This is a genomic window from Mesorhizobium sp. KACC 23794 (assembly GCF_052180275.1).
Classification (GTDB): Bacteria; Pseudomonadota; Alphaproteobacteria; order Rhizobiales; family Rhizobiaceae; genus Kumtagia.
Map to the genome: position 1 here is coordinate 4,769,261 of NZ_CP197465.1, position 12,276 is coordinate 4,781,536.

Below are 12,276 nucleotides of genomic sequence, written 5' to 3' on the forward strand. Positions count from 1 at the left end.
ACCCTATACATATGGTATCGCCGCCTGCGTAAAGCACCCCCGCCGTTACACAAGAGCGACGATGCGAGCCTGATCCCGGACCGCCGCCGATGCCGTTTTGCCCGCCGCCAAGCGGCCCTTTCCATCCGCCAGACGCCCGCAATAGTCCGGAACGCTGGCCGATCTCTGTCTTTCGAAATTATCGCACTGCACAAATCACTTTATGGGTGATTTGGCCTTGAAGGCGCCTAAATCACCTATTATGTGATTGACAGGAGCTTATGGATGAAGACAGCAAACTACGATTTGATGCCCGACGCAGACGCGAGCCGCGAGATCGACCGGACGTTCCGCGCCTATGCCTTGATGCGCGCCATCCTGGACGAGACCAACCCGGCGCATCCGAAGGACACGTTCGAGTTGCAGCGCCTGGCCTATGAACGGATCCGGGGCGAGACCGGCCTGCCGTCGCGCCTCGTCACCAACGGCATCCGCGAATATGCGGGGGGCACGTGGTCGCAGGACCGCATGCCGCTCGACGAGAAGCTGATGTCGTTCAAGGGCGTCGACAAGGTGTCGCTGGCAACGCTGGACGGGCGCGTCGTCGTGCCGTTCCTGATGACCGGCTACGCCGACGCCCTTGAAAAAGGTGCGCTGTCGCATCTGGTCCGCGCCCACGGCTCCTACGCGCTGTCCGTTCCGCTTTCCCGAGAAATGCAAACCAAGGAGATCGAAGCCATGCAGACCGAAAGCATCCCCGGCCGTGTCTCCCGCCTCGCGGCGGGGCTCGTCGCCACCGTCATCGACGGCCTAGAACGCAAGGCGCCCGAGGCCGTCGCCGAACAGGCGATCCGCGACATCGACAAGGCGCTGGACGAGTTGAAATCCGGCCTGGCGTCGTCCGTCGCCGAGCAGAAGCGTTATGCCATGCAGAAAGCCGCGCTGATCGAGGAGCGCGACGGGCTCGACGCCAACATCCGCCTCGCCATCGGCGAGGGCCGCGAGGATCTGGCGCGTGCCGGCATCGGCCGCCAGGACGACATCGACGCGCAAGTCGAGTCCATCGACCGGCTGATCGCCGATGTCGAACTACGCATCTCCGACTCGCGCTCGGCGCTGAACGCCGCCAATGCGGCGCGGCGCGAGGCGGCGGAGCGGGTGAAAATCGCCCGGCGCGCCAACGAGCGCGGCCCTGGCGCGGCGCCAGCCGCCAGCCACCGCCCCTCGCCGGAAGACAAGATCGCAGCCGCGCTCGGCGCCGTCGAGCGGCTCACCGACCTTCCCGCCGGCCGGCCGCGCGACGAGGACCTGGCCGAGCTCGAGGCCTTCGGCCGCAAACGGCGCATCGACGACCGGCTGGCGGCGCTGCGCGAAGAGATCAAGCGAAAGGAGTAGCCGATGCTGCAGGGTTTCGCCGACGCGCCTGCTCTGTACTTCTACCCGCTGCTGGCGGGGCTGCTGCTGGGCGTGTTCCAGATCGTCGTGTTTTTCGCGGGCAGCCTGTCGTTCGGGGATTCGATCGCCGATCTCCTCGACGGCACCAGCATCGGCGAACTCTTCGACTGGCTCAATCTGGGCCGCGTGCCGATCTCCATCATCGGCATGCTGCTGCTCGTCACCTTCGGGGCGGTCGGCATCCTGCTGTCCGACACGCTGCCGCTTATCCCGGACTGGGCCTACGCATTCGCCGCCGCGCCCGCCGCCATCGGCGTCACCAAGGTGCTCGGCAACGGCATTGCGCGGCTCATCCCGCAGGACGAGAGCTACGCGGTCAGCCGCGGCGACCTTGTCGGCCGCACGGGCGTGGTCACACTCGGCCCGCTCGACGACGGGCATCCCGGAAATGTCCGGGTGCGCGATACCCATGGCGACCTGCACACCATCCGGGCGCGGCCGGCGGACGCCGGCACCGTCATCGAGAAAGGCGCGGAAGTCGTGGTGGTCTCGGGCGGCGACGCCCCGGGCCGGGTCTTCCTGGTTATGCCGTTCGGCGCCGAGAGCTGAACGGTCAAGCCCGGAATGCGCGGGGCGACTGGCAACGGCCCCTGCATTTCAAGCACGTCTCGGACCAAAAAATCTTGGGCAAGGAAGAAGGAGTGACACTGTGGACGGTATCATCCAGTTTCTGACCTGGGCGGGCATCGTGGTGGTCGTGTTCGCGGCCATCGGCTTCACCTTCGGCAGGCTCTACCACCGCGCCGAGCGCGACGAAGCCTTCGTGCGTACCGGCGTCGGCGGGCGAAAAGTGGTGAAGGACGGCGGCGCGGTCATCCTGCCGATCGTACACGCCCTGGCGCGGGTCAAACTCAACACGGTCAAGCTGGTCGTCGACCGCCGCCGCGAGGACGCCTTCATCACCGCCGACCGCATGCGCGTCGACATCCGCGCCGAGTTCTACGTGCGCGTCGACATCACCGACGACGGCATCGGGCTGGCGGCGCAGACGCTGGGCGACCGGGTCAACGATCCGAAGGCCATCCAGGACCTCGTCGAGGCCAAGCTGGTCGACGCGCTGCGCTCCGTGGCGGCCCGCAACACGCTCGACCAACTGCATGAGAGCCGCTCCGACTTCGTGAAAGCCGTGCAGGAGGCGGTCGAGACCGACCTGCGCTCTAACGGCCTCGAGCTGGAATCGGTGAGCCTCACCGGCCTCGACCAGACGCCGAAGGAGTTCTTCAACGAGACCAACGCCTTCGACGCGGTCGGCCTGGCCAAACTCACCACCATCACCGAGCAGCGCCGCAAGGAGCGCAACGACATCACCCGGCAGACCGAAGTCGCCATCGCCGAGCAGGATCTCACCGCCGCCCGCCAGAAATTCGCGTTGAAGCGCCAGGAGGAGGAGGCTCGCCTCGACCAGCAGCGCGACGTCGCCAACAAGGAGGCGGTCACCCGCTCGGAAAAGGCCAAGGCCGAGGAGGATGCAAAACTCGCCGAGCAGAGCGCCCAGATCGACCGCGAGCGCTCCATCGCCGAGCGCGCCGCCGCCGCCAACAAGGCGAAGGAGGAGGCGCGCATCAACTCCGAGCGCGACGTCGAGCTCAGCCGCCAGGACAAGGCGGTCGCCATCGCCTTGAAGAGCGAGGAGACGTCGCGGGCCGAGGCCAAGGCGCGCGAGGCCCAGGCGCTCACCGTCGCAGCCGAGGAAAAGGTGCAGACGGCGCGCGAACGCGAGATCGCCGAGCGCAGCCGGCAGATCGCGGTGCTGCAGGCGCAGGAGCAGGCGGAATCGGAGGCCGTCACCATCACGGTCGGCGCCACCGCCGAGCGCTCCGCCGCCGAGGACCGGGCCGAAGCCGTGCTGGTCGAGGCGCGCGCCCAGGCGGAAGCCATGAAGGTGCGCGCCGAGGGCATCCAGGTCGAGGGCGAGGCGCAGGCGGCCACCATCCGCGCCCGCAACGAGGCCAACAACATGCTGTCGGAGCGGCTCATCGAGTTCGAGCTGACGCAGGCGCGCATCCGCATGTTGCCGGAAGCCTTCAAGGCGCTGATGGAGCCTGCCGGTCGCATCGAGAGCATCCGCGTCTTCGACACGGCGGGCTTCTCCGCCGGCCGTTCCGGCGGCGACGGCGAAGGCCGTTCGTCCGGCCCGAGCGACCTCGCCGACCAGTTGCTGCGCTTCACCGGCAACAAGCCGCTGGTCGACGCCCTGCTGGCGTCCGCCGGCATCGCCGGCGCCGGCGGCTCGCTGAAGGACATCGTCTCCGCCGCCTCTCCGCCTGCGCCCGCAAAATCGCTCTCGGAAACGCTCTCCGAGACACTGTCGCACCGGCTGGCCAAGGACGATTGACGCCAGGGCCTATCCGCCGACAAGCGCCGTCCGCTCACGCGGGCGGCGTTTTTTTTCATTGGGTGCAAGTGCCGGGGGAGTTTTATCCCGGCCGCCCTGAACCCGAAATTGGTTCGCGGCATTCGCGGCCGGACCGGTGCAAGCGCCGGGGACAGTTTACTTTCTTTCGGCAGAAGGGTGCTGCCGCTTCGGGGCTTGCGCGGGCCGAAAAAAGTAAACTGTCCCCTGCGGTTCGCCTTGGAACGCCGACCTGACGCAGTGTCGACGTCCACGCAAACCGATTTCGGGCCGTCGCCTGCTGTCAGGAGCCTTGCGGATTCAAGCCGCTCCGCCTTTCCTCTGTCACGTCCCCGGCGCATTCTCCGCGTCTGCGGCCACACGGCCGTGCCAAAACTATCCGGGGAAGGAGCAAGCCATGCCCGCAAGCAGATTCTTCTGGTACGAACTGATGACCACCGATGTCGCCGCGGCGGTGACTTTCTACAAGGCCGTCATCGGCTGGAATTCCGAGAACTGGGGCGATCCGCAAATGCCCTACATCATCATGAAGGTCGGCGAGACCGGCGTCGGCGGCGTCATGGCGATCCCGGACGAGGCCAGGGCGATGGGCACGCCGCCCATGTGGCTCGGCTACATCCATACCAAGGACACCGACGCCGCGACCGCCAGCGTGCTTGGGGCGGGTGGAAAAGTCTATCGCGAGCCCGCCGACATTCCCGAGATCGGTCGCTTCTCCGTGGTCGCCGATCCTCAGGGTGCCACCTTCATGCTGATGACGCCGCAAGGCCCCGACCAGGAGCCAATGCCCGCAAGCACGCCTGGCGCCATCGGCTGGCGCGAACTCTACACGACCGACTGGAAGGCCGCGCTCGACTTCTACACCACCGAGTTCGGCTGGACCGCCGACCAGGCCATGGACATGGGGCCGATGGGCACCTACCAGCTCTTCTCCGTCGACGGTCAGCAGACCGGCGGCATGATGAACAAACCCGATAACGTCCCGGTGCCACTCTGGCAGTTCTATTTCACCGTCGACCGCCTCGACGGCGCGGTCGAGCGGGTGAAGGCCAATGGCGGCAAGGTGCTCATGGACCCGATGCAGGTGCCCGGCGGCGCGTGGATCGCCCCCTGCATGGACCCGCAGGGCGCGGTGTTCTCGCTGACGGCAATGGCCCGGTAGGAGGCCACCGATTCGAACCGGGCGGACGGGCCGCGCACCGCCGGCTTCCTGCTTTCGCCGTCAGCGAACGCGGGCAGCCGGCGGAGCAACCTCCCGTCTCCCCGGCATCACGCGCTACGCTCGGGAAAAGTCACGACCTCGCCATCCTCCTTGGTGAAAGTCGAAACCGGGTTGTCCAGCAATCCCAGCACTTCCTCCGAAGGCCGGCACAGGCGCGTGCCCTTTGGTGTCTCGACCACCGGCCGGTTGATGAGGATGGGGTGCGCCAGCATGAAGCCGATCAGTTCCTCGTCGCTCCATTTGGGATCGGCGAGGCCGAGGTCCGCAAAGGGCGTCCCCTTCTCCCGCAGCAGGTCGCGCGGCGTGATCCGCATGGCGGCGATCAGCTCTTTCAGGCGTTCCCGGCCGGGCGGTGTTTTCAGGTACTCGATGACGACCGGCTCCTCGCCGCTCGCACGGATCATCGCCAGCGTGTTGCGGGACGTGCCGCAATCCGGGTTATGGTAGATCGTCACGCTCATGTCGTCGCCTCTTCGCGTTTTTCCCGCAGCAGCCACCCCATCAGCAGCAGCGCGCCGGCGGCCCCAACAAGCTGCGCGATGATGAAGGCCGGAGCGTCGATCGGCCGGATACCGGAAAAGCTGTCCGTCATCGAACGGGCGATCGTAACCGCCGGATTGGCGAAGGATGTCGACGCCGTGAACCAGTAAGCGGCGGTGATGTAGAGTCCGACCATCAACGGCACCGTCGTTCGGTCGAAGCGGAGACCGCCAAGGATAACAGCAACCAGTCCGAACGTCGCGACGGCTTCGGCAAACCATTGCGGTGCGCCCGAGCGCATGGTGGCGGACGTTTCAAGGATCGGCAGGCCGAACATCAGATGCGTGGCGATCGTGCCGAAAATGCCGCCAGCCACCTGCATCGCGACATAGGCAGCGAGATCGCGCCTCGAAAGCTCGCGCCGGATGGCGAAGACCAATGAAACGGCGGGGTTGAAATGGGCGCCGGAGATCGGAGCGAAGACCGTGACGAGCACGACCAAAGCCGCGCCGGTCGCGACCGCGTTGCAGAGCAAGGCGAGCGCGATGTCGTCCGTGAGGCGATCGGCCATGATTCCGGAACCGACCACGGCTGCGACGAGAAAGCCTGTCCCTAGTCCTTCCGCGACCAGCCGGCGTGGGAGATCGAAAGCCGACATCAGCAGGCCTTGAAGACTGCGGCTGTAGTACCTTCCATCTGGCCTATGCCGCGCAGCTTCGCGCCGAGCGCCATACGATCTATGGATGCCAGCGGGAGCGACAGCAATGCGCCGATACGGGTTCGCATATAGCGGGCCGCGAGGCTGAAAGCACGCTCCTTTTCAATGTCGGTTCCTTCGACCGCCGCCGGATCCTCTATACCCCAATGCGCGGTGATCGGCTGCCCCGGCCAAACGGGACAAGCCTCGCCTGCGGCGCCGTCGCACACAGTGAACACGAAATCCATCACCGGCGCCCCCGAGGCGGCAAATTCGCCCCATGACTTCGACCGGAACCCATCGGTCGGGTAGTCCATGGCCGAGAGTACCTTCAAAGCGAACGGGTTCACCTCCCCCTTGGGCTGGCTCCCCGCCGAGAACGATCGGAAGCGTCCGGCGCCGTCTTTGCGCAGGATCGACTCTGCCAGAATCGAGCGGGCGGAATTGCCCGTGCAAAGAAACAGGACGTTGAAGACGCTATCGGGCATTGCAGTCACCCTTGGTTGGACAGGAGGGCGGTATTGCCGAAGACATATATGGCGGAACCGCTCGCGACGCCGTGTTGATATCCGCACTGGGCGCAGTGATCCGCTCGGCGCTCATTGGACGCAACCCCCGTTTTCCTGCCGACAGCAAGGGGCGGTGACGGCAGGAGCACAGATTTCCGGCCGGCCCGAGCAGCAATCTTCCATCAGGAAACGGATCAGCCGGGTGAGCGCATCGTACTCTGCATTGTAGACGATCGAGCGGCTGTCCCGGCGGGCGCTGACAAGCCCTGCGCGTTCAAGCTCCTTCATATGAAAACTGACGTTGGAGGCGGATACCTCGACTTTGCCGGCAATCGCGCCTGCGGCCATGCCGTCCGGCCCCGCGACCACGAGAAGACGCAGGATACGCAGGCGTGTCTGCTGCGACAACGCGCTGAAGGAGAAAAGGGCCTGCCGCTCGTCCATATTTTGATAATCCTAAAATTATTGAAATGATAGATACCTGACATAACCGGTCCCGGCAACGGCAAAGTGGGGCATATGCCGATCGAACCCAACAATGGCGTGGCCCGCTGAGGATCGGCAATCGAACCGCCTAGTTGCCGATGCGGAAGGAAATCTGCCAGTTTACTTTCCTGCCCCGAAAGGGCATCGACTCCGGGAGGCCGGCGCGGAAAACAAGATGATCGTCCCCGCGCGTCCACATCGGGAGGATCGATGTTCCGGAAAATCCTGATCGCCAATCGCGGCGAGATCGCGTGCCGCGTGATGCGCACCGCGCGGCGCATGGGCGTGAAGACCGTTGCCGTCTATTCCGACGCCGACGCGAAGGCGCTGCATGTCGCCATGGCCGACGAGGCGGTGCATATCGGCCCCTCCCCCGTTTCGGAAAGTTACTTGCGGGCCGAAAAGATCATCGAGGCCGCACTTGCGACCGGGGCGGAGGCAATCCATCCGGGCTATGGCTTCCTCTCCGAAAACCCGGATTTCGTCGATAAGGTCACCGCCGCCGGCCTCGTCTTCATCGGCCCGTCGGCGGCCTCGATCCGCGCCATGGGCCTGAAGGACGCCGCCAAGGCGCTTATGGAAAAGGCCGGTGTTCCCGTCGTGCCCGGCTATCACGGCGACACCCAGGCGCTGGTCCTGCTCGCCACCAAGGCACGCGAGATCGGCTATCCCGTGCTGATCAAGGCGCGGGCAGGCGGCGGCGGCAAGGGCATGCGCCGCGTCGACCGGCCAGACGATTTCGCCGACGCCCTGGCAGGCGCCAAGCGCGAGGCAAAGTCCGCCTTCGGCGACGACCATGTGCTGATCGAGAAATATGTCGACAAGCCGCGCCATATCGAGGTGCAGGTTTTCGGCGACAATCTTGGCAACGCCGTGCATCTTTTCGAGCGCGACTGCTCGGCCCAGCGCCGCCACCAGAAGGTGATCGAGGAGGCCCCTGCCCCCGGCATGACGCCGGAGTTGCGCGCCGCCATGACCGACGCGGCGGTGAAGGCGGCGAAGGCGATCAGATATTCCGGCGCCGGCACGATCGAGTTCATCGTCGATTCTTCCAAAGGGCTGAAAGCAGACCGCTTCTGGTTCATGGAGATGAACACCCGCCTGCAGGTCGAGCATCCGGTCACCGAGATGGTCACCGGCGTCGACCTTGTCGAATGGCAACTCCGCGTTGCCGCCGGCGAACAACTGCCGAAGTCCCAGGAAGAAATCCGGCTGAATGGCCATGCCTTCGAGGCGCGGCTTTACGCCGAGGATGCTGCAAAAGGTTTTTTGCCGGCCACCGGCACCTTGCATCACCTCAAATTCCCGGCGGCCCCGCCCGGGGGGAATGTCCGCGTCGAGACCGGCGTGCGCGCCGGCGACGCGATCTCGCCCTATTACGACCCGATGATCGCCAAACTGGTGGCGCATGGCCCCGACCGCGCGTCGGCGCTGGCGCTGCTGGTCGACACGCTGGAAACGACCGAAGTCGCCGGCTCCGTCACCAACCTCGCCTTCCTTGCCGCGCTTGCCGGGGATGCGGACTTCGCCGCGGGCGATGTCGACACCGGCCTCATCGGCCGCAAGCAGGATTCCTTGACCGCCCTGCCCGCGCCCGATCCGGAGATCGTCGCCGCCGCGGTGCTCGCCGCCTCCGGCCTCGACCGGCGCGTGCCTTCGAACGACCCGTGGTCGGCGCTCGCCGGCTACGCACATTTCCACCCGGTCGCGCAGCGAATGAAGCTGCGGTTTGGCGATCAGGACATTTTGACGGCTGTCACTGTCGAGGGTGGCATCGCGAAGGTCTCAGTCGAGGCCACCGCCCCCCTCCCCGTTGAGGGGAGGGTCCGGCCGAAGGCCGGGGGAGGGGTCGCTGCGGCCGGCTCCAACGCCAGTCTTCAAGCCTTGCAACGCGGTAACGACGAGTCGCATACTGCCGCAGCGCCCCCCTCTGTCGGCTTCGCCGACGTCTCCCCCTCAAGGGGGGAGAGAAGGTTGGCAAAATGGCCCGGCCACATCACCATCTTCAACGGCGCGGTCGGCTACGACTTCGCGGTTCCCGATCCACTCGACCGCGCCGACGAGACTGAAGCCGCAGGGTCGATGCGGGCGCCGATGCCTGGGCTGGTGAAACTCGTCCGGGCCGGGCGCGGCGACGTCGTCAAGAAAGGCCAGCCGCTGCTGATCCTCGAAGCCATGAAGATGGAGCATACCATCGCCGCCACCCATGACGGCGAGATCGCCGAAATCGCGTCCGAGGGTTCGCAGGTCACCGACGGGACAGTGCTGGTGCGCTTCGTCGAGACGGCGTAGGCGCTCACGCAAAGGCAACGCAAAAGCGCCCGCCGACAACGCAACCAGCGTGAATGCTCCACCGCCTAAGAGGCGGTGGCTTCGGGTTACGGCTCAAAGCCGGATCGGTCCGCCGTCGGCGGACGCGGCATTCACTCACGTCACGTTGAACTCGTCATCGGGCTCGGGTGGCATCTGGTTCTTAATGTACTCCATCCACATCTCGTCCGTGACGTTGCCGCTCGTCGTCACCCAATAGCCCCGCGCCCACAGATGCTGACCCCAGTAGCGCTTGCGCAATATCCCGAACTCACTCAGCAACTTGTGCGAACTGCGCCCTTTCAGGTGCTGCACGGCGCGCGATACAGACAGGCGCGGCGGGATCGAAAACAGCATATGCACATGGTCACGGTTGATCGACCCGGCGTGAATGACCATCTCGTGCGCTCGCGCAGTCTCCCGTAGCAATTCTCGGCAGCGGTTGCCGACATCACCGCCAAGCACCGCGTAGCGGTACTTCGTCACCCACACCAGATGATACTTACAGTCCCAAGCTGTGTGGCTGCCACGCTTGTACGCTTCCATAAAGCCAATCTACACAGGATGCGACTCAATCCCAGCCGCCTAAAGGCGTGGGGTTTCCTGATCCCCTATCGGGGACTCTAAAAAGTAACGCCGAAGGCCGCTTTTTCGGCCCGGAATGAAGCGCATCGCGGCTTTTCGCCGTGGCGTTCCGTTCAACCTGCTGTTTTAAAACAATATTCGGGACTTCACGGCGGTTTCGAGCACGGCCCACAACGAAAGCGGCCGGGATGAACCCGGCCGCTAAAATCGAATGATTGCAAAAGCTTACGGCTGGATCGGTGCGTATTTGCCGTCGTGCCACTGGTTGATGTCGTAGCTGGCGTTCTTCAGGTCGCCCTTCTCGTCGAAGGTCACCTCGCCGATGACCGTATTGATCGGCTGGCCGTTCTTCAGCGCCTCGGCAACCTTCGCCGGATCGTCGCTGCCCGCCCGTTCGACGCCTTGAGCGATCGCCTGGATCACCGCGTAGGAGAACAGCGTAAAGCCTTCCGGAACGAAACCGCCGGCCTTGATCTTCTCGATCGCCGCCTTGGCTTCAGGCTTGGCCTGCGGGTCGGACGGGAACACGAACATAGTGCCCTCGCCGGCCGGACCGGCAACCTGCCAGAATTCCGGCGAGGCGATCGAGTCCGGCATGATCAGCTGGAACTTCAGATTCTGCTCGGCCGACTGGCGCAGGATCAGGCCGGCCTCGGGGTGATAACCGCCGAAATAAACAACGTCGGCCTTGAGATCCTTGAGTTTTGTGACCAGCGCGGCGTAGTCCTTCTCCCCGGCATTGATGCCTTCGTAGAGCACTTCCTTGAGCCCGCCGGCATTCATGGTCGCCTTGACGGCGTCGGCGACGCCCTGGCCGTAGGCGCTCTTGTCATGCAGGACGACGACGTTCTTGCCCTTGTACTTCTCGGCGATCCACGGGCCGATGAAGGCGCCCTGCGCGTCGTCGCGGGTGTAGAGCCGCATGATGGTGTTCCAGCCCTTGGCCGCCGCGTCGTCGGTCATGACGGGATTGGAGGAGGCAGGGCTCATCATCAGCACGCCGGCTTCGGCATAGACGGCGGAGGCAGGAATGCTCGAACCCGAGCAGGCATGGCCGTCGACGAACATGATGCCGTTGGCGACGATCCGGTTGGCAACCGAAACCGCCTGCTTGGGATCGCACTGGTCGTCCTCGATCGAAAGCTTGATCTGCCGTCCGCCGACGCCGCCGGCCGCGTTGATCGCGTCGGCCGCCGCCTGCGCGCCCTGCTTGAACTGATCGCCGATGGTGGCGAGCTGGCCGGTCATCGGGCCGGCGACGGCAATGTTGAGGTCGTCGGCGAAAGCCGGCGTGCCCAGCACGATGCCGAGGGCTGCCGCGCTCAGAAGTCGTGTCAATCTCATGATATTTTCCTCCTTTGCCGCAGGCTCTGCTGGCCGGCGGATCGTTTCGTAAGTCCCGAATGCCATTTAGCAGTGCCGGCGCGGCAGGGCCAGCATCATCCGGCGCATGGTCCATGGTCGCGACGAACGCGAAACGCCGCGCCGGCCTCTTTCGGGCCGCCACGGCGTTTTCTGTCGTCCTGCCTGCCTGTCGCCGGCCGCGCGGCTATTGCCGTCTTCGGCCTTTTTTTCGCGAGCGCGTTGGAGCGCGCATCCCTCGCCAAGGTTAGTATCGTTTCAGTGCATGGTCATCCATTCGCGCGCTTGGCGCAGCGCCTGGGCGATCTCCAGTTTCGACATCGCGGCCGACAGTTCGGAGCGCAGCACCGCGGCACGGTCGGAGCCCTTGATCGCGGCGATATTGAACCATTTGTGCGCGGCGACGATGTCGACCTCGCAATCACGGCCCGAAGCATACATCAGCCCGAGTTCGCAAAGAATGTCGGCCTGCGCCGTGGTGCCTGCCGTTCCGAAGTCCGCGTCGAAGATTTCAAACCGTGCCATCTGACTTGTCCCTGTCCCTTTTCCCGAGAGCCCCGGCTGTCCCGTCCGGTTCGCTCTTCCGATGCTTCGAAGAATGCCGGGAAGGCTTGAAACCGGCGTTAAGCGGCGTCCTTAACCGGCGGCAAACAAAACAAAAACAAGTGGTAAACCTCGGAATTCATTAAGGATCGCAAGCCTTGGGGAGCCCGGTTTATCGCGAAAATTTTCCGAAAATTTACGCTGGCGAATTCAACCCTTCCTTCACCACGAATTCGGGTCGTGCGCGGCGATGCGTGTCGAATTCGCTGTCAGGGCTTCAGGTTTTCGTCGATCC

Annotated in this window: 12 protein-coding genes; 5 read left to right on the forward strand and 7 right to left on the reverse strand. The window is 64.9% G+C overall.

Annotation, left to right across the window (positions count from 1 at the left end):
* The first annotated feature begins 264 nt into the window (after nt 1-264).
* The 4 genes from ACSBOB_RS23435 (at nt 265) to ACSBOB_RS23450 (ending at nt 4,949) form a co-directional block, all read left to right on the forward strand.
* Nucleotides 265-1,374: a PspA/IM30 family protein gene (locus ACSBOB_RS23435; protein ID WP_442578466.1), complete on the forward strand. Its 1,110-nt coding sequence runs from the start codon at nt 265-267 to the stop codon at nt 1,372-1,374.
* Between the two features lie 3 nt (nt 1,375-1,377).
* Entirely contained in the window at nt 1,378-1,983 is a 606-nt protein-coding gene (locus ACSBOB_RS23440) for an OB-fold-containig protein (RefSeq protein WP_442578467.1), read from the forward strand.
* A 100-nt stretch (nt 1,984-2,083) separates the two neighbouring features.
* Nucleotides 2,084-3,769 (forward strand): flotillin domain-containing protein, encoded by a 1,686-nt coding sequence (locus tag ACSBOB_RS23445; protein WP_442578468.1) that lies wholly within the window; start codon nt 2,084-2,086, stop codon nt 3,767-3,769.
* A 415-nt stretch (nt 3,770-4,184) separates the two neighbouring features.
* A complete protein-coding gene (locus ACSBOB_RS23450) occupies nt 4,185-4,949 on the forward strand; it encodes a VOC family protein (RefSeq protein WP_442578469.1) in 765 nt (254 codons plus the stop codon).
* Between the two features lie 107 nt (nt 4,950-5,056).
* Here the strand turns inward: ACSBOB_RS23450 and arsC are convergent, their stop codons facing one another.
* The 4 genes from arsC to ACSBOB_RS23470 all read right to left on the reverse strand — a co-directional run bounded on the left by arsC (nt 5,057) and on the right by ACSBOB_RS23470 (nt 7,139).
* Nucleotides 5,057-5,470 (reverse strand): arsenate reductase (glutaredoxin), encoded by a 414-nt coding sequence (gene arsC / locus ACSBOB_RS23455; protein ID WP_442578470.1) that lies wholly within the window; start codon nt 5,468-5,470, stop codon nt 5,057-5,059.
* Entirely contained in the window at nt 5,467-6,147 is a 681-nt protein-coding gene (locus ACSBOB_RS23460; RefSeq protein WP_442578471.1) for an MIP/aquaporin family protein, read from the reverse strand. The genes arsC and ACSBOB_RS23460 overlap by 4 nt, the downstream gene beginning before the upstream one ends.
* Nucleotides 6,147-6,674, reverse strand: coding sequence for an arsenate reductase ArsC (locus ACSBOB_RS23465; RefSeq protein ID WP_442578472.1), 528 nt, complete (start codon nt 6,672-6,674; stop codon nt 6,147-6,149). The genes ACSBOB_RS23460 and ACSBOB_RS23465 overlap by 1 nt, the downstream gene beginning before the upstream one ends.
* A 111-nt stretch (nt 6,675-6,785) precedes the next feature.
* Nucleotides 6,786-7,139, reverse strand: coding sequence for an ArsR/SmtB family transcription factor (locus ACSBOB_RS23470; protein WP_442578473.1), 354 nt, complete (start codon nt 7,137-7,139; stop codon nt 6,786-6,788).
* Nucleotides 7,140-7,391: 252 nt separating this feature from the next.
* Between ACSBOB_RS23470 and ACSBOB_RS23475 the strand changes: the two genes are divergently transcribed.
* Nucleotides 7,392-9,473, forward strand: coding sequence for an acetyl/propionyl/methylcrotonyl-CoA carboxylase subunit alpha (locus tag ACSBOB_RS23475; protein ID WP_442578474.1), 2,082 nt, complete (start codon nt 7,392-7,394; stop codon nt 9,471-9,473).
* Between the two features lie 135 nt (nt 9,474-9,608).
* Here ACSBOB_RS23475 and tnpA read toward each other — a convergent pair whose 3' ends face one another.
* From tnpA to ACSBOB_RS23490, 3 genes are all read right to left on the reverse strand, one after another.
* On the reverse strand, nt 9,609-10,037 hold the full coding sequence (gene tnpA / locus ACSBOB_RS23480) for an IS200/IS605 family transposase (protein ID WP_442578475.1): 429 nt from the start codon (nt 10,035-10,037) through the stop codon (nt 9,609-9,611).
* A 264-nt stretch (nt 10,038-10,301) separates the two neighbouring features.
* Nucleotides 10,302-11,420 carry an ABC transporter substrate-binding protein gene (locus ACSBOB_RS23485; RefSeq protein WP_442578476.1) on the reverse strand — a complete coding sequence of 373 codons (1,119 nt, stop codon included), beginning with the start codon at nt 11,418-11,420 and terminating at the stop codon, nt 10,302-10,304.
* A 276-nt stretch (nt 11,421-11,696) separates the two neighbouring features.
* Nucleotides 11,697-11,963 (reverse strand): sel1 repeat family protein, encoded by a 267-nt coding sequence (locus ACSBOB_RS23490; RefSeq protein ID WP_442578477.1) that lies wholly within the window; start codon nt 11,961-11,963, stop codon nt 11,697-11,699.
* Between the last annotated feature and the right edge of the window lie 313 nt (nt 11,964-12,276).